The sequence below is a fragment of the Marinobacter sp. ELB17 genome, assembly GCF_000169375.1.
GTDB lineage: Bacteria > Pseudomonadota > Gammaproteobacteria > Pseudomonadales > Oleiphilaceae > Marinobacter.
Map to the genome: position 1 here is coordinate 202,087 of NZ_AAXY01000002.1, position 16,563 is coordinate 218,649.

Sequence of the window (16,563 nt, forward strand, 5' to 3'; positions counted from 1 at the left end):
ACAAACTGGATAAGCCTAAGTCTAATACACTTCAACATCCGCGCTGTGTTTCAACGCACATTGTCGCATCGTTTATTGCCTGATCAGTCAAACAGCCGCAGTTGTGTGACCGGTGCCTCATCATTCCGAAACCTTACTCCCATTCCCAGCAGCCGCACCGGCCGCCGAGTGTTGGTCATCAGTTCATTCAACAATTGTTGGTAGTCTGCAATAACGGGCAGCGCCGCGGATTCACGCACCCGTTCCAAGGTGTGCGTGGAAAAATCGCTATAACGGATTTTTACAAACAGTTTGTGTAAGGGCTTTTGCTCTGCCTTGCGGGCAAGGCGCGCGTGTAAGTCATCCAGAAGGTCCACTAGTACGGCGTCACAAGCGGCTTTGTCTGGCAAATCCTGCGCAAAGGTGCGCTCAACACTCAGGGATTTAGCGGTGCGCGACACCACCACCGGGCGTTCGTCGCGGCCGTGGGCCATTTCGTGCAGGCGGTAACCCTGTTTGCCAAAACGCTCTATTAGAATTTCCGCGCCCAGCTGCTGAAGGTCACCACAGGTTTGGGCTCCCATGGAGTGGAGCTTGCCTGCTGTTACCTGGCCCACACCAAACAACTTTTGCACCGGCAGTTTGGCCACAAACCCGGCAATGTCCTGCGGCCGAATCACGAACAAGCCGTCGGGTTTTTCCCAATCGCTGGCAATTTTGGCCAAAAATTTATTGGGCGCCACCCCGGCGGAAATAACAATGCCCGTTTGCTGCTTCACCCGCTCGCGCAGGTGGCGGGCAATCAGCGTGGCGCTGCCCTGGTGTTCAGTAACGTCAGACACATCCAAAAAAGCTTCATCCAGCGACAGCGGCTCTACCAAATCGGTCACCTCGCGCAATATGGCCATCACCTGCTGCGACACCGCCCGGTAACGCGGCATATCCACCGGCACGGTCACTAGGTCCGGGCACAGGCGCCGAGCCTCGCCGCCCGGCATGGCCGAACGCACGCCGTAAGCGCGGGCCTGGTAGTTGCAGGTGGTTACTACGCCGCGCCCACCCTGCCCGCCCACCGCCAGAGGAACATTCCGCAAGGAAGGGTCATCACGCATTTCCACGGCGGCGTAGAAGCAATCGCAATCTACGTGAATTATCTTGCGTTGAGACATAAAACCCCACTTAACCACACGCGCTGTATATGCATACAGCCTTGCATCTTACCTCCAGTTGCTCAGAATGTCAGGATTGTCCATGGCAAGCCTCTTACAAAGCCGTATTGCATGACTTTCTATCCATCTTTCTTACATCACAAAAGGCCATCTATATCATGAGCCAAACCATTTCAGACGCCCAGCGCACCGAACTGGAGGCGGCCGCTTTTCGTCGCCTTGTTAGTCACTTGCGTGAACATACCGAGGTGCAGAATATAGACCTGATGAACCTGGCCGATTTTTGTCGCAACTGTCTGTCAAAATGGTATCTTGCCGCAGCACAGGAGCAGGGTGTAAGTATGACTGACCCCCAAGCGCGCGAAGCCATTTACGGCATGCCCTACGATGAATGGAAACAACGCTATCAGAGCGGCCCAAAGCAGGATCACCATTAATGACCGACACCCCAACCACCGGCGCTAAACAGGGCTTTCAGCTGAAAAGCGCCAGTGTGTCGATGACAGCTCTGGAGCTTTATCATTTCGAGAGCAAAGAGTTTGAAGCCACGCTGCGGGACAAAATCAGCCAGGCGCCCGGCTTTTTCAAAGACGTCCCACTGATTATAAGTCTTGAAAAGTACGAAGGCATGGACAGTGATCTGGATTTTTTCAGCATTATTGGCACCTGCCGGCGCCACAATATTCATGTAGTGGGCGTGCGTGGTGGCAGTGAAAACCACCGCCGCATGGCCCGCGGTGCGTCGCTGGCATTAATACCCGGCACCAACGCGCGCGATAAAGATCACGCCAGCGAGCCGACCACCGAGGCGCCTACCCCCGAACCCATCGCGAAACCAATACCTGCGCCAGCGGTGGCGGTGCCCGCCAGAATCATCAGCCAGCCAGTACGTTCAGGTCAGCAGGTTTGTGCGGCAGAGGGTGACCTGGTGATTCTGGCGCCGGTGCAGCCCGGTGCTGAAGTGATGGCAGCGGGCAGTATTCATGTCTATGGCCCGCTGCGCGGTCGCGCACTAGCGGGTGTAAACGGCGACAAAAATGCGCGTATTTTTTGCCAGTTATTAGAAGCAGAGCTTGTGTCTATCGCCGGACATTATAAGATATCTGAAGACTTGCAGGGCAGCGGCTGGAAAAGCGCTGTGCAACTTCAGCTCAGGGACGATCTGATGGTGGTAACGCCACTGGAAAAGGCCTGATCAAGCTTAAATTTGCCAGCAGTAACCGGTTTACTAGGCCTCGACAACCACGACATCGCAATGCGAGAACTAAATTTTGGCTAGAATTATTGTAGTAACCTCAGGAAAAGGCGGCGTTGGCAAAACCACCACCAGCGCTTCGATCAGCACCGGCATAGCCAAACGTGGCCACAAAACCGTGGTCATAGATTTTGACGTTGGCCTGCGTAATCTGGACCTGATCATGAACTGCGAGCGCCGGGTGGTGTACGACTTCGTTAACGTCATTCAAGGCGAAGCTTCACTGAACCAGGCACTGATCCGCGACAAGCGGGTAAACACCCTGTTCATCCTGCCGGCCTCGCAAACCCGGGAAAAAGAAGCGCTGACCAAAGAAGGCGTAGAAAGGGTCATCAACGAGCTGGCACAAACCTTTGATTACATCATTTGTGACTCGCCAGCCGGTATTGAGCACGGTGCCCAGATGGCCCTGTACTTTGCTGATGAAGCCATTGTAGTCACCAACCCGGAAGTGTCCTCCGTGCGCGACTCTGATCGCATTCTGGGCATTCTGCAAAGCAAGTCGCGCCGCGCCGAAAAGGGCCAGGATCCGGTAAAAGAACACCTCTTGGTTACCCGTTACAACCCAGTACGGGTAGAGCGTGGCGAGATGCTGTCGGTGGCCGACATAGAAGAAATTCTGGCGATACCGCTGATGGGTGTTATTCCCGAAAGCCAAATAGTGCTGAACTCCTCTAACCAAGGCCTTCCGGTTATTTTAGAGACCGAAAGCGACGCTGGCCAGGCTTATGATGATGCCGTGGCGCGCCTGCTAGGAGAAGAACGGGAACACCGTTTTATGACAGCCCAGAAGAAGGGCTTCTTTTCACGGATGTTCAAGGGAGGCTAGCAAATGAGTTTTCTGGACTATTTCAGGAGCAAAAAAACCAATACCGCCAATGTTGCCAAGGAGCGGCTTCAAATCATTGTGGCCCACGAGCGGGGCCACCGCAAACAACCGGATTACCTGCCGGCGCTGCAGCAGGAACTGCTGGCGGTTATCCGCAAGTATGTGGACATCAGCGATGACATGGTACAAGTAGAGATAGACCGCACCGACACTTGTTCGGTGCTTGAACTGAACGTAACGCTGCCCGAGAAGTGACGCCGGCAAGGGTTCGGGCTAAGCTTTTACCCACTTTTAAAAATAGGCTGCCTGAACCATGCTGTTGCTTGCACGCGAGATAATGACCCCGAGTATCAAAGCGGTGCCCCAGTCTTGGACGATGGACAGGCTGGCACGCTTTCTGACCGACAACGAAATCGCTGGTAGCCCGGTTACCGACGATAGCGGCGACATCATCGGCATTGTTACCCTGAAAGATATTACCGAATTTCGCTGGAACGCCAGCCGCCCGGAAACGGAGGCCCGGTTGACGGAAGACGAAGCCCGCGAGGCCCGTCGCTTGCGCATGGTTATTTACGAGGGTATGGGCAAACTGCCGGTGGAGGTCAGAGACATAATGACCCCCATTCTGCTATCTGTTGACGAAGACACGCCGGTACGCGAAATTGCCAAAACCATGATGGCCGAGCATCTGCACCGTATATTTGTCACCCTTGGTGGAAAAATTACCGGAATCATAACCACTTATGATCTTCTTAAGATCATTGCCGACCGCGATATGACCCAGCGCTGCGCGATGCAAGACTGAACCGGCCAGCCCGTATCCGCCATCCGATTCGCCCGTTGTAGAGGTACTGCCCCTTATGCCCGCAGCATCGCAAGACCGACTCAAGATGTACGTACTAGACACCAATGTTCTGATTCACGACCCTAACGCCCTGCTGAATTTTGAAGAGCACCAGGTCATCATTCCGATGACCGTGCTGGAAGAACTCGACAGCCTGAAATTGGGCAAGCAGACGGTAGCGGCCGATTGTCGCCAGGCCATTCGCACCATCGACCGGCTGTTAGGCGACGCCAGCCCGAAGCAGATTGAAAGCGGTGTGCCTATTGCACGGGGCGAAAAAGCAGAGCCCATGGGAACTCTGTCGATCCTGATGAGTTCGGAAACGGTAAGCGGCCACGCCCTGCCCGAGCACTTGAACGATAACAAAATTATCAACAGCCTGGCCGCCCTGCAGAAACACCACACCAACCGCGACATCATTCTGGTTAGCAACGACATCAACATGCGGCTGAAAGCCCGCGGCTTTGGCGTAGAAGCCCAGGCTTACCACAACGACCAACTGGTAGACGACATAGGCCTGCTGCCCCGGGGCTATATCGAGTTCCCCGGTTCGTTCTGGGACACCATCAGCAAAGTGGAAACCAAGCAACGCGATGGCGCCACCGAGCACAGATTCAAGCGCGAAGGCGAACTGGCGCGGCTGAACATCAACGAGTTTGTGCTGGACCAGCAGGGCTTTGTGGGCAAAGTGTGCGAACTGGGCGACGACTACCTTGTCATTCGCGACCTGCACCAGCACGACCTGATGAACGAAGAAGTCTGGGGGCTGATTCCCCGCGATATCTATCAAGCCATTGCCCTGAACCTGCTGCTAGACCCAGACATTCACTTGGTGAATCTGACCGGCGCCGCGGGCTCTGGAAAAACCATTCTTGCGCTGGCGGCCTGCATTGAGCTGACCGTGGCCAGCAAACTCTACAAACGTATTATTGCTACCCGCAGCACCCAAGGGTTAGACGAAGACATCGGTTTTCTGCCCGGCACCGAAGCGGAAAAAATGGAACCCTGGCTCGGCGCCATTGTGGACAACCTGGAGGCGCTGCACGAAGACGACGAGAACATGACCGCCAGCGTGGATTACATTCTCAGCAAAGTGCCCCTGCACTTTAAATCCCTGAACTACATTCGGGGCCGCAGCTTCCAGCACAGCCTGATCATTATTGACGAATCCCAGAACCTGACCCCGCACCAGATTAAAACCATCATCACCCGCGCCGGTAACGGCTCCAAGGTGATCTGCCTGGGTAATCTGGCGCAGATTGACACCCCTTACCTGAGCGCTCTGAGCTCTGGCCTGACCTACATGACCGAACGCTTCAAAACGTTTCGCCACGGTGGCCACATACACCTGCAAGGCGTGCCCCGTTCGGCATTGGCGGAATTTGCGGAAGCCAACCTGTAAACTATGAAGACAATACTATTGAACAGGAAAGCAACATGAACTCATCATGGATGAAGAAAGCCGGACAAGGCTTGCTGGCCGTAGCATTAGCCTCCAGCTTAAGCGTTCAAGCTAATGACACGCCGGGTGAAGGCGTAACCGTTATTCCCGTGAAAAGCTCCATTGCCGAAGTAACCTTTCAAACGCTGCTGATCAGCCGCGCGCTAACAGACCTGGGATTCAACGTGGAAAAAATCCGCGAATTGGAATACCCGGCAGCCCACGTTGCGATTGCTAACGGCGATGGCACCTTTATAGCCGACCACTGGTACCCCATGCACACGGATTTCTATGAAAAGGCCGGCGGCGGCGACAAGCTGTTCCGTTCTAACGTGTATTCCGGAGGCGCTTTGAGCGGTTATCTCATCGACAAGAAAACCGCAGACGAGTACAGCATTACCAACATCGCTCAGCTAAAAGACCCGGAAATCGCCAAACTGTTCGACACCAATGGCAACGGCAAAGCCGACTTGACCGGCTGCCCTAAGGGCTGGGGCTGCGAACAGATCATTGAGCACCACATGGATGCCTATGGTCTGCGAGATACCGTTGATCACAACCAGGGGCCCCACTCGGCTCTGATGGCCAGCACCATTGCCCGGTTCAACAAAGGCGAACCGGTGCTGTATTACAGCTGGGTGCCCTACTGGGTGAGCGCGGTGATGAAGCCAAGTAAAGATGTGGTGTGGATGGAAGTGCCCTTCTCTTCCCTGCCGGGCGAAGGCGGTAATGAAGTCAACACCAAATTGCCAGACGGTTCCAACTACGGCTTCCGTGTTAATACCCAGCGCATTGTGGCCAACAAAACATTCACCGATAACAATCCGGCCGCCAAAGCGCTGTTCCAGGCCATGAACATATCCGGCGAGCACATCTCCGCGCAAAATCTGGCGATGCGTAACGGCCAAGACACCGATGAAGACATAGCGCGTCACACCGACCAGTGGATCGAAGCCAACCAAGACATTTATAACAGCTGGCTTAAAACCGCACGGGCAGCAGCCAAGTAAATACTGCCTACCAAGTGGTTAAAACCTGAATAAAAAAGCCCGGTCAGCTCCTTTGCTGACCGGGCTTTTCTCAACCTACCGCCAATTGGCCCAACACACCGAACAAAAACCCTAGAACTGCGCCCATCGGCGGCAGCCAGTGTTTTTCTAACTTTGCCTGCGGAGCAATGTCCTGAAACACCAGATACAAAATACCGCCAGACGCAAACAGCATAATAAAGTCCAGAACCTCATCGTATTGTGCCAGCCAGACGTGCCCGACAACACCTGCCGCCGGCCCCAAAGGCACCAGACAGCAGAATATTAGCAACACCTTTTTACCTTCGACACCCTGGGCTTTGCGGCTGCGATGAATGGTGAGCGGATTTTCCGCCGCGGTCATCTCACGATAGGCATTGAAGCCTTCCGGTAAATTCTGCACCGCAATCAACAGCGCCAGCAGCATGCCACCCTGCCCGCCCACCGCAAACATAGCCCCCAGCGCCAGCGCTTCCGGTATGAAATCCGCCAGCATCGCGATCAACTGCGACACCGAGCCCTGAGCCTTCGCCAGCAACACATCCAGCAAGCCAAATCCCAGCCCGCCCATAATCATGGCGAGCGCAACCCACCAGCCACTTAGCAGGTCAACACTTTCTGGCACCAGCACCAGCGCTACCGCCGACAGTAATGCACCGCCACCAAATGCAATCACAGCGTGGCGGAACTCGCTGTCTAGCCAACTGGGGCCAATATGTTCAATTCTGCCTAGCAAAGCGCCTATCGGAATCGCTGCGCCAGCTGCCGTAGCCAATACAATGGTCGTCCATAACGAAGTCATAACTGCGCGTATCTCCCCTCTTTTCGATCAATTCCAAGTCAGCAGCCTACACACTACCCAGCGCCACCATTGTTGCCAATCAGTCATGTTGTATCGCCAATCGGCTGCCAAGGTTCAATTAGATGCGCATCGCTTTAATTCTGCATCCTTTGCATTTCCTTGATAGGAGATTACGCATGAGAAAACATAGCTCAATAACAATTCGCTCAGGCAAAGTTGCATTGCTAGCGGGCCTCGCAATCGCTCTGGGCGGCTGTGCCAGCTCCGGTGAACGCCCGGGTGCCGATCTGCAAAGTGCCGAATCGGTACGCAACGCGCTGGAAAATCAGGGCATATCGTCCCGTCGGGTTGAAAGCAAAGGCTACGACGAGCAATACCCGGGAAGACTGAGAAACTAAATTCGTAAAAGAGCAGCTCAGGGAAGGCCAGTACTAACAATGCAATCCTGAATCGCGCCAGAAAACCACTCAATCACCCCCCAACTCGTTAAGCTGGGTTGGCCATCATCACCAGCGCGCCAAACCAAACCAGCGTATCCCAGGCGCTTTTCTCGCCGAGTACGTCTTTCCAGTTCAGTACACCGGTGACCGGAAGAATCGACAAGCCGACAAAAGCGGTGGTGGTCGAATTCAGTTTGAACGTATCCCCAAAAATCCACGCCGGCACACCGGCCCACAGCAGCAACAGCACGACAAATACGTCCAGCATAATGCCCTCATCGCGGCTCAACTTGCCCAGTTTTCCCAGGCGTTCACGGACGAAATCGACCGCGTTGGGAGTGGCTTTGATCTCTGGTGGATACATCAGATAAATCACCAGCGGCATCAGCGCGATGGCAACCAGGCCCGGCAGTAACATGGCCAAGGCCCAGGTTGTCCAGCTTCGAGTAATGGCCGACCCGGTAGCGTCGGCAATCAGCTTGACCGTCAGCGGGTTGGGCGCCGTCGCGGAAAAACATAATGGCCACGGCTATCAGTCAAATCAACGAGTTATTAAAGCTGCCCAGTGCATCACGAGTGGCGGTGCCAGGGTTATCGCTGGTGACGCCGCTTACGGCAACTACGGTAATCGCGACAATGGAAATGGCACCGATGGGCATAGCCTTGCTAATAATCGCGGCAATGGTTGCCACAAAAATAGCCAACATTAGCCAGCCTTGGGCAGAAACGCCTTCCGGCGTGGGGATAAACCAGATCGCGAATCCGATGGCGATCGCGATAAGCGCGGGCAAAGGGCGGAACCTTAACGCACTGAGCCCCGAAACTACCAGTTTCGAGGCTCAGTGCAATCATGACAAACTCACTTAATAGCGAGTCGTATTACCCGACAAAAACAGGGGACGCAACAAAATTCCAGATAATAACGGAACCCACACGGGTGGCGACCAGAATAACGAGAGCCACTGTTAGCAGGGCGCCGCCATAAAATACGGCTCTGTCCTGATCAATACCCATCACGATGGGAAGCCCGTCGTACATCAACCATGCGCCGTAGCAGGCGGCCGCCAAAAATACCATCGCATTGAACCAGGGCACCGGGTACAGCAGAGCGAAGCCTGCCAGAAACATCGGCGTGCAGGAATAAGCCGCCAGTGCAATGCCGTTAGACGGCGTTATCTCTTCTTTAGCCCCGTAGGTTTTAGCCATCCAGTTCACGGCATAACCCAGTGCAAAAACGCCCACCAACATGGCAACATACGTTAGCACACTGAGTTGGGCCGCGCTGATTTCGGTCAGCTTAACAATTCTTTCGCTGCCCACTTTCCAACCAAAAATAGCTGTTGATATATAAGCACAAATCGGTGCTATCGCCGCCAGAATCACGACGTAGGCAACGTAAAGCCGGCCGGGCGTTTCGTGCTCGTTACGAATGGCAGCCCATTCGGCGCCCGGTTTCGTGAATAATCCAAAAGCGTGTGAAAGAAGCATGAGCACCACCTGTTATTGTCGTTGTTGTTGTCGCGTATAAGAGTATATACGACACTTCCGATTCCGCCAGATCAGCGGCGATTGAAATAGTAGATTAAAATTTGACCACCTACGCCTGAATTGAAACATAAAGCGTCCCACCCTTGGGGCTAAACCGAGAACTGCCCAAGTTGAATGCACTTTCAGGGCCATCAGCTCACCCAGCGCCGTTCACGCTTTAATTTGAAACTTTTTCAGAATAGTGTCCAGCAACTCCGCCTGCTCGTTCAGTTTTAGCGCCGTATTGGCCGTTTCTTTTGCGGTATGGTTACTCGCTTGAGTAATCGTTTCGATTCCCGTAACGCTTTCGGTAATGTATTCGGCAGCCTTCGCTTGTTCACTGCAGGCGTGAGCTATTTGGGCCACCAGGTTGGATGCTTCGTTCACGTTAGCGAATATATTTTTTAATGACTCCGTTGTTTGGCCCGCAATATCGATACCGTTTTTAGCTTTTTCAGTCGATTTCTCAATCAATGCGGACGTCTCTTGGGCCGTATTCGCACTTCGTCTAGCCAAACTTCTTACTTCGTCAGCAACCACCGCAAAACCACGCCCTTGCTCTCCTGCTCGAGCCGCTTCAATCGCGGCGTTTAAAGCCAACAAATTTGTTTGGGATGCAATTTCATCAATTGTTTTAATAAAAGACTCAACATTTTTGCTTGAACTGTTAATTTCTTCCATCGCTACCATCATACGCGCCATTTCTTTACTGCCTGCTTGCGCTGCTTGCTGTGCATTGGCTGTTAACTTCTGAGCTTGCAAAGCGCTATCGGCATTTTCATTAGTTTGAGACGTTAGTTCAAATAACGACGATGAAATACTCTCTAAATTCGACGCTTGTTTATTTGCACCATCAGCAACTTTTTTACTGGCCCCCGATAACTGACCACTCCCCGCAGAAATCGCATTGCTCGCTTCCTGAACCTTTCCAAAAAACTCATTTAGGTTAGCCACCATTTTCTGCATCGAACGGCCTAGTACATCACGCTCCGACGCTAAGGAAACCTCAACGGTTAGATCTCCTTGCGCAATGCGCTCTAATACTTCGGCTTTTTCCTGCAGGTTTTCAGCCATATTCTGTAAAGTCGCAAAAACCCCAATTGAACCCTTGCGCGACATTGCCTCAGCGTTGGCTTGCAAATCACCTGCCGCTACATTCGTTGCGATTTTTTCGATGTATGCCGGCTCTCCGCCTAGTTGGCGCATGATGCTTTTCGCAAAAAATGCAGCCAAAGCAAAACCGCAAATAATCGCAATCAGTGTGCCAAACACCGTTATATTAATCACAAAAGCCGAATCGGAATCCAAAGAGTTCATTCGTGTCACCATAAGTGACTCTTCTCTTTCTTTGAACGTAGCAACTTGTTTTCGAAATTTATCAAAATGCTCCTTGCCTTTTGCCTGCCCTACTACGTTCGCGACGTCATAGAGAGTTCTTATAACGCCCACCTGCCGACGCAGAGCAATGTTCGGCTCACCAATTTCTCGCTTCCATGTTGCAACGGTCTCTCTGATTTCAGACAACAACAGTACTTGCGGAGGGTCTTTTTTAACCGTTACTGACAGCTCATCAATTAATGCGTTTATCCGTTTTTCACCTAACTTGTAAGGCTCGAGAAACGGTTCTTGTCCCGTCAACAAAAACCCTCGCATACCCGTTTGCATATCGACAGCCGCTGATTCAATAGAAGAAGCTTTGGCCAACACCTTATGAGTGTGGTCTACCCAGTTAAAGTTATAGAGCAAAGACTTAATGCCCATATAAGCGATTGTCGATATGACAATTAAAAACAATAAGATTAGCCCGTTTACCAAGAATAATTTGGTGCGTAATCTCATGTTTTCCATGCTTCGTCCTCAAAAAGTAGACGCAGATCGCCTAGAAACTGGATTTATTGACGACCTATACGCTTATCGTAAAATTTCTGAAAAACTTTAGGGGAAATTAAGCCCAGCAGCTTATTTGCCACCCACTTCCAGCATAATTCTGCCTTTCGCGCTGCTTGTGAAATGTTGCCATGCCGGCATCCGTGAGCGACTTTTTTACTAAACCAAGCTTGGAAATATTGAAAAGTCGAAATCTTTCTCACTGTAACTGTAGCGCAGCGCAACATACAACTTAAGTGCTGACCCGTCTAATTGAGCCATGCCCTGCTGTGACCAAGGTCACACTGGGGGGGAGGCTTCAGATGCAGAGAGAGCAAAAAAGGGGGGACAGATTTTAAATCTGTCCCCCCTTTTTTGTTAAGGCTTACGGCGATTCACTTCAATCAACCATCACTGATCATAACGCCTTTCACATTCACGAACTCAATCATGCCAAAACCACCATGCTCACGGCCATAGCCGCTTTCTTTTACCCCGCCAAAGGGCATGTTTGGCAGCGCCAGGTTGTAGCCATTAATGTTCACCATACCGGTGTCCAGTTCGTCACGGGCAATGCGGATCGCTTCTGCTTCATCTGCAGAAAAAATACCACCACCCAGGCCATACACAGAATCGTTGGCAACCGCGATCGCTTCGGTTTTGTCTTTTACCCGAATCAGCGCGGCCACGGGGCCGAACAGCTCGGCGTCGTAAGCGGGCTGGCCTGGGGTGACATTTTCCAAGACTGTGGGAGGGTAATAGTAGCCCTTACCCTCTGGAATTTCGCCACCCAGCAGGCAGGTGGCACCGGCGTCAATCGACTTGCGCACCTGATCGTGCAGTCCATCCCGCAGATCCTTTCGTGCCATGGGGCCGATATCGGTTTGCGGGTCAGTCGGGTCACCAAATGTAATGTTTTTCATCGCGGCAACGTAAGCATCACGGAACTGATCGTAAACCGCATCTTCAATAATAAAACGTTTGGCGGCAACACAGGTTTGGCCGGCGTTATACACCCGGCCCTGCACAGAAAACTTCACGGCCTTTTCAATGTCGGCATCGGCCAGCACCAAATAGGCATCGTTACTGCCCAACTCCATCACTGTTTTCTTTAACGCTTTGCCCGCTTTTTCGGCAACAACGCGGCCCGCACCCGGGCTGCCCGTTAGCGTAACGCCGCGAACACGTTTGTGTTCGATCACCGCGTCCGACACGTCATGGCTGATCAGCAGCGTGCGAAAGGCGTTTTGGGGCAAGCCGGCATCGCGATACAGCTGCTCAACCTCAACGGCCATACCCCACACGTTGGCTGCGTGCTTCAGCAGTACGGTATTACCGGCCATCAGGTTAGCGGCGCTGTAACGGATAACCTGATACAGCGGGAAATTCCACGGCTGAATGCCGTAAATGACGCCCTGGGGCTGATAGGTCACCAAGCCGCGGCCACCGTCAATGTCGCGGGTTTCGTCAGCCAATACCTGCGCGCCCTGATCTGCGGTGTACTCACAAATGGCCGCACATAAATCGCATTCCTGCTTGCCCTGCGCCAGGGTTTTACCCATTTCACGGGTCATCAGCGCTGCGTACTCGTTCTTACGCTCGCGAATCAGTTCAGCGGTTTTGCGCAGCACATTCGCGCGATCCAAAAGCCGCGTTTCCCGCCAGCCCAGAAAGGCCTCGTGGCACTGATCGACAATGCCTTCGGCCTCTTCCCGGGATATCAAAGAATAGGTTTCAATCACTTCTTCCGTTGCCGGATTGATTGTCTGGTTTGAATCTGACATCGCTATGCCTCCTTCAGGTGGAATTGCGTTTTAGAACCATCGCCCGATCAATCCGACCGAAAGCAATCCACAGAAGTTAACACACCGACAAAGCGCCAACGGCGAGGTTACAAGATCGTATAACGGCGGCCATCAATAACGGGGGCGTTCCTTGAACAGGGCCCTACTTGCCCGGCTCTGGCACATCCTGCTTGCTAACGCCTTCCTCAGCAGCAGGAAATAATCAGACCCAATGTATGGCAAACGACGAATGTCTTTCACCGTTAAATGCTCACTGTGAAAGAGGTGGTCTAACAGCCAGCGCATGAAAGGGTATTTCGCGTGGAACGTACTGAACATGCTCGGCCAACCCGCGGATCCCGCAGCCCGCTGGCTTTACGCCACAGCGGCGTATACGGCGAAACCCGCCATAACTGGCTGGCCAGGCACAGCCCTGTGGCAGCAGCCAGCTAAAGATGCTGCTCCAGTCTAGAAGCGCCGGCTGAAAAACAATAACGAGCAATGCCGCCACGGCGATCTGCAACCGCGGAAAATCGAACCCACGAACGCTCCAGTGCGGGTTCCGCGATAACGGCAATGGCGTTGCCAGCACGATAAAAGCGATACAAAAAACAAGAGTCAGAGTCAGTAGGCTACAATTTTAAATGGAATAGAGTTATTTATATCCTGCCCGCCTATGCTGTACCTTTCCATGCTCAACTTTGCCAAACAGGGGACAGATTTGAAATCTGTCCCCTGCCTTATAACGCGAGGATCGAACGTCCATGAAGCAACGCTTTTCCCGACACGCATTTTTGACAGCATGGCTGGCCGGGATTTTTCTGCTCTGCTTTTCGACGTCATCCGTTCTTGCCGCAGACGCCGAAAAAGCCCCTGAGCCAGCCTCAAAGCAAGCGGAAGATGCGCCTCAGAAGCCAGAACAAGCCCGCCCGGCCGTACAACCTCAGCTGCAGACCGGCTCAGATGCAACTCCCGAGATTGAACTACCCGACGCCGTTAACGCCGACATTCAGCAGCAAGTCCGGGCGTTGGGCCTCTCGCTGGAACAGCGCCGCATTGCCGTCGCATCCAGCCGCCAACGGCTGATTTATGCCGAATCTTTACTCAGCCGCCTGCAAGACGAATACGAAAGCTTCGAACTGAGGCTTGAAACCGCAGGGCTGAACCTGACATCTAACTATGCCAGCCTTTTAAAACAGCGGCTTGAAAGGCTTCAGCGGCAGAGTGTTGCCAGCGACCTGATTGAAGGCATACAAGACAAACTCTCCGCGGCACGGGAGGAACAACTCAAGCTTGAGGAGTTCGAGGCCATTACCGGGCCCGGCGACGATGTTCGTGGCCAACTGCGCAGCCGCCGATCGGACTTACTGCGAGCACTCCACAAATCGGTTACCGAGCATATCGACGTTCTGAATGATTATTACGGCACCGTGACAGCACTTCAGGACCAGGTGCTGGAATACCAGACGCTTTTGCAGCAAAGGCTGTTCTGGCTTCCGAGTGCCTCGCGAGTGGGCATCGAAACCTTCAGTGAGCTTTATCAGGCAATACAGTGGCTGCACTCAGAGCTCAAATATGCCCCGTTGAAAGAAGCCATTTCTACGTCGCTGGCTGAACGTGCCGGCCGCATTGGGCTGATCGTGTTACTGCTCATCGTACTGACCTTCAAACGACATGCGATCATAGATAACCTGGCCGCCAACAGCCAGTTTATTGGCAATGTAGGGCACGACCGTACAGCCTCTACACTGTTGGCGCTGATGAACAGCGTTCTGCTGGCGCTGCCTGGCGTTTTTGTATTCTCCCTGGCGGCGCTTGTACTTATGGAAGGCACCGCGTTCTTTTCAGCGTTGTCCAAAGGCTTTACTGCGGCCGCTTTTATTATGTTCTCGCTGGCGTTTATTCGTAACGTTGCCCGTAAACAGGGGCTTGGAGAAAGCCACTTCCACTGGAACACCAGCTCCCTGCAGGCAATTCGCCAGGCACTTCCCATTCTTATGGCGTTTGTTATACCCGTTGCCATTGTGACCACCGCTTACAGCTCAACTCCCGAAGGCGCACAGTTTGATGACAGCCTCGGCCGCCTGCTGTTTACGGTGGTATCTGTTGTGCTGGCAGTATTCGCTCAGCGCATTATGGCCTCCGTAAGAGCGCACAAACCCCACAGCCGGTTTTTGTATTTCCTCCATTTCATCGCCGTTGCTACACCGCTCGCGTTGGCCATGGCATCGCTGGTGGGCTACCACTACACCGCACTTCAGCTCGAACGCAGCCTGTTCATCTCTATCTGCTGGCTGGCGTTTAATGCACTGCTTTACTATCTCGGTTTAAGAGCGCTTTCCGTGCGTGAACGCAGAATCACCCTTGAACGCCTAAAAGAACAGCGCGCGGCCGAACACAAAATAGCGGAGGCTAAAAGAGGAATGGAAGACGCACCCGGCGAGGCTCTTCCCCTGACCCCGGATATGCCAGAAATGGACCTTGCAGACATCAGCCAGCAGAGCTCTTCCCTGCTCCGGGTTATGGTTTCCGTGCTAGCCCTGACCGGCCTTACGTTTCTGTGGGCCGATGTTATTCCCGCCCTACAACTGTTTAACGACATCACCCTGTGGACGATTACAACGGACTTGAACGGTAGTGACCCACTGCCGATCACCCTAGCCGATGCGCTGCTGGCGGTGCTGATTGCTGCGGGTACCGTTATTGCCGCAAAAAACCTGCCTGGAACGCTGGAAGTCACCATTCTGAGCAGAATGCACCTTCAACCTGGGTCCGGTTATGCCATCACAACCATCACCACCTATGTGGTGGTACTTCTGGGCGTGGTGTTCTGCCTTGGGGTAATTGGTGTTCAGTGGTCCAAGTTGCAGTGGTTAATCGCGGCTCTCGGGGTTGGCCTTGGGTTCGGGCTTCAGGAAATCGTCGCCAATTTTGTGTCGGGCATCATCCTGCTTTTCGAGCGCCCTATTCGGGTGGGTGACACCGTCACCATTGGCGGCATTACCGGCACTGTGTCACGCATACGCATTCGCGCAACGACGTTGGTCGACTGGGACCGCAAAGAGCAGATCATTCCTAACAAAACTTTTGTGACCCAAGATCTTACAAACTGGACATTGTCAGACCCGATTACCCGAATCGTCGTGAAGGTGGGTGTCGCCTATGACTGTGACGTAGACCAGGTTCAGGCCATACTTACCGAGGTGGCCCAAAATAACGAGCGTGTCGTGGATGACCCTGCCCCGGCTGTTTTCTGTGTCGGATTTGGCGACAGCTGTATTAATTTCGAGGTTTGGATGTTTGTAAAAGACCTGCTGACAGACATGATGCCGCTGTCTCACGAAATTCACGCGTCCATCACAAAAGCCTTAACTAAAGCGAACATAGACATTCCGTTCCCGCAGCGTGACATTCACGTGCACACCCGGCCGGAACCGAGCTGAGCTTTGAATCCGGGGACAGATTTGAAATCTGTCCCCTAGCTTGCGGACGTTGCCGAACCGGGGACATGTGCCAAACCGGGGACAGATTTCAAATCTGTCCCCTACCTTGAATGTGAGCGACACTTCAGCACCCATGGGCAATGGGCGGACTATACT

At 53.2% G+C, this 16,563-nt stretch carries 17 protein-coding genes; 10 read left to right on the forward strand and 7 right to left on the reverse strand.

All coding sequences use genetic code 11. The features are described 5' to 3' along the window. Nucleotides 1–83: 83 nt before the first annotated feature. Nucleotides 84–1,148 (reverse strand): DNA polymerase IV, encoded by a 1,065-nt coding sequence (gene dinB, locus MELB17_RS03715; RefSeq protein WP_036183522.1) that lies wholly within the window; start codon nucleotides 1,146–1,148, stop codon nucleotides 84–86. A gap of 158 nt (nucleotides 1,149–1,306) precedes the next feature. Here dinB and MELB17_RS03720 point away from each other — a divergent pair, with 158 nt between their 5' ends. From MELB17_RS03720 to proX, 7 genes are all read left to right on the forward strand, one after another. Continuing rightward, a complete protein-coding gene (locus MELB17_RS03720) occupies nucleotides 1,307–1,585 on the forward strand; it encodes a DUF1244 domain-containing protein (protein WP_007348798.1) in 279 nt (92 codons plus the stop codon). Beyond that, nucleotides 1,585–2,343 (forward strand): septum site-determining protein MinC, encoded by a 759-nt coding sequence (minC, locus tag MELB17_RS03725; RefSeq protein WP_007348799.1) that lies wholly within the window; start codon nucleotides 1,585–1,587, stop codon nucleotides 2,341–2,343. The genes MELB17_RS03720 and minC overlap by 1 nt, the downstream gene beginning before the upstream one ends. A gap of 76 nt (nucleotides 2,344–2,419) precedes the next feature. Beyond that, nucleotides 2,420–3,232 carry a septum site-determining protein MinD gene (gene minD, locus MELB17_RS03730; RefSeq protein WP_007348800.1) on the forward strand — a complete coding sequence of 271 codons (813 nt, stop codon included), beginning with the start codon at nucleotides 2,420–2,422 and terminating at the stop codon, nucleotides 3,230–3,232. Between the two features lie 3 nt (nucleotides 3,233–3,235). Beyond that, nucleotides 3,236–3,487: a cell division topological specificity factor MinE gene (gene minE / locus MELB17_RS03735; protein ID WP_007348801.1), complete on the forward strand. Its 252-nt coding sequence runs from the start codon at nucleotides 3,236–3,238 to the stop codon at nucleotides 3,485–3,487. Between the two features lie 58 nt (nucleotides 3,488–3,545). Next, the gene (locus MELB17_RS03740; RefSeq protein ID WP_007348802.1) at nucleotides 3,546–4,037 is read left to right on the forward strand and encodes an HPP family protein; all 492 of its coding nucleotides are present in this window, start codon (nucleotides 3,546–3,548) and stop codon (nucleotides 4,035–4,037) included. An 85-nt stretch (nucleotides 4,038–4,122) separates the two neighbouring features. Then, nucleotides 4,123–5,478 carry a PhoH family protein gene (locus MELB17_RS03745; protein WP_007348803.1) on the forward strand — a complete coding sequence of 452 codons (1,356 nt, stop codon included), beginning with the start codon at nucleotides 4,123–4,125 and terminating at the stop codon, nucleotides 5,476–5,478. A 35-nt stretch (nucleotides 5,479–5,513) separates the two neighbouring features. Continuing rightward, nucleotides 5,514–6,527 (forward strand): glycine betaine/L-proline ABC transporter substrate-binding protein ProX, encoded by a 1,014-nt coding sequence (gene proX, locus MELB17_RS03750; RefSeq protein ID WP_050774895.1) that lies wholly within the window; start codon nucleotides 5,514–5,516, stop codon nucleotides 6,525–6,527. 70 nt (nucleotides 6,528–6,597) lie between these two features. Here proX and MELB17_RS03755 read toward each other — a convergent pair whose 3' ends face one another. Then, nucleotides 6,598–7,347 (reverse strand): ZIP family metal transporter, encoded by a 750-nt coding sequence (locus MELB17_RS03755; protein ID WP_007348805.1) that lies wholly within the window; start codon nucleotides 7,345–7,347, stop codon nucleotides 6,598–6,600. A 176-nt stretch (nucleotides 7,348–7,523) separates the two neighbouring features. Here MELB17_RS03755 and MELB17_RS03760 point away from each other — a divergent pair, with 176 nt between their 5' ends. Then, nucleotides 7,524–7,745 (forward strand): hypothetical protein, encoded by a 222-nt coding sequence (locus MELB17_RS03760; RefSeq protein WP_007348806.1) that lies wholly within the window; start codon nucleotides 7,524–7,526, stop codon nucleotides 7,743–7,745. Between the two features lie 88 nt (nucleotides 7,746–7,833). Here MELB17_RS03760 and MELB17_RS24930 read toward each other — a convergent pair whose 3' ends face one another. The 5 genes from MELB17_RS24930 to MELB17_RS03780 form a co-directional block, all read right to left on the reverse strand. Then, nucleotides 7,834–8,277 (reverse strand): anion permease, encoded by a 444-nt coding sequence (locus tag MELB17_RS24930; protein WP_083796339.1) that lies wholly within the window; start codon nucleotides 8,275–8,277, stop codon nucleotides 7,834–7,836. Between the two features lie 46 nt (nucleotides 8,278–8,323). After that, complete coding sequence (locus MELB17_RS24935) at nucleotides 8,324–8,578, reverse strand: anion permease (protein WP_007348808.1); 255 nt, start codon at nucleotides 8,576–8,578, stop codon at nucleotides 8,324–8,326. 88 nt (nucleotides 8,579–8,666) lie between these two features. Beyond that, nucleotides 8,667–9,275 carry a Yip1 family protein gene (locus tag MELB17_RS03770; protein WP_007348809.1) on the reverse strand — a complete coding sequence of 203 codons (609 nt, stop codon included), beginning with the start codon at nucleotides 9,273–9,275 and terminating at the stop codon, nucleotides 8,667–8,669. Between the two features lie 210 nt (nucleotides 9,276–9,485). Further along, on the reverse strand, nucleotides 9,486–11,162 hold the full coding sequence (locus MELB17_RS03775; protein WP_036183432.1) for a methyl-accepting chemotaxis protein: 1,677 nt from the start codon (nucleotides 11,160–11,162) through the stop codon (nucleotides 9,486–9,488). 422 nt (nucleotides 11,163–11,584) lie between these two features. Then, complete coding sequence (locus tag MELB17_RS03780; RefSeq protein ID WP_007348812.1) at nucleotides 11,585–12,964, reverse strand: NAD-dependent succinate-semialdehyde dehydrogenase; 1,380 nt, start codon at nucleotides 12,962–12,964, stop codon at nucleotides 11,585–11,587. 321 nt (nucleotides 12,965–13,285) lie between these two features. On the opposite strand from MELB17_RS03780, the gene MELB17_RS26055 reads away from it, so the two are divergent. Together MELB17_RS26055 and MELB17_RS03785 are read left to right on the forward strand one after the other, a co-directional pair. Beyond that, entirely contained in the window at nucleotides 13,286–13,417 is a 132-nt protein-coding gene (locus MELB17_RS26055; RefSeq protein WP_264673208.1) for a hypothetical protein, read from the forward strand. A gap of 311 nt (nucleotides 13,418–13,728) precedes the next feature. Next, a complete protein-coding gene (locus tag MELB17_RS03785) occupies nucleotides 13,729–16,407 on the forward strand; it encodes a mechanosensitive ion channel domain-containing protein (protein WP_007348814.1) in 2,679 nt (892 codons plus the stop codon). Nucleotides 16,408–16,563: the final 156 nt, after the last annotated feature.

Excerpts from the sequence above, each read along its gene's own strand:
- MELB17_RS03755 (WP_007348805.1), bottom strand. The coding sequence starts at position 7,347 with ATGACTTCGTTATGGACGACCATTGTATTGGCTACGGCAGCTGGCGCA.
- MELB17_RS03775 (WP_036183432.1), bottom strand. The coding sequence starts at position 11,162 with ATGGAAAACATGAGATTACGCACCAAATTATTCTTGGTAAACGGGCTA.
- MELB17_RS03760 (WP_007348806.1), top strand. The coding sequence starts at position 7,524 with ATGAGAAAACATAGCTCAATAACAATTCGCTCAGGCAAAGTTGCATTG.
- minE (WP_007348801.1), top strand. The coding sequence starts at position 3,236 with ATGAGTTTTCTGGACTATTTCAGGAGCAAAAAAACCAATACCGCCAAT.
- proX (WP_050774895.1), top strand. The coding sequence starts at position 5,514 with ATGAACTCATCATGGATGAAGAAAGCCGGACAAGGCTTGCTGGCCGTA.
- MELB17_RS03720 (WP_007348798.1), top strand. The coding sequence starts at position 1,307 with ATGAGCCAAACCATTTCAGACGCCCAGCGCACCGAACTGGAGGCGGCC.
- MELB17_RS03785 (WP_007348814.1), top strand. The coding sequence starts at position 13,729 with ATGAAGCAACGCTTTTCCCGACACGCATTTTTGACAGCATGGCTGGCC.
- MELB17_RS03780 (WP_007348812.1), bottom strand. The coding sequence starts at position 12,964 with ATGTCAGATTCAAACCAGACAATCAATCCGGCAACGGAAGAAGTGATT.
- MELB17_RS03770 (WP_007348809.1), bottom strand. The coding sequence starts at position 9,275 with ATGCTTCTTTCACACGCTTTTGGATTATTCACGAAACCGGGCGCCGAA.
- MELB17_RS03745 (WP_007348803.1), top strand. The coding sequence starts at position 4,123 with ATGTACGTACTAGACACCAATGTTCTGATTCACGACCCTAACGCCCTG.
- dinB (WP_036183522.1), bottom strand. The coding sequence starts at position 1,148 with ATGTCTCAACGCAAGATAATTCACGTAGATTGCGATTGCTTCTACGCC.
- minC (WP_007348799.1), top strand. The coding sequence starts at position 1,585 with ATGACCGACACCCCAACCACCGGCGCTAAACAGGGCTTTCAGCTGAAA.
- MELB17_RS03740 (WP_007348802.1), top strand. The coding sequence starts at position 3,546 with ATGCTGTTGCTTGCACGCGAGATAATGACCCCGAGTATCAAAGCGGTG.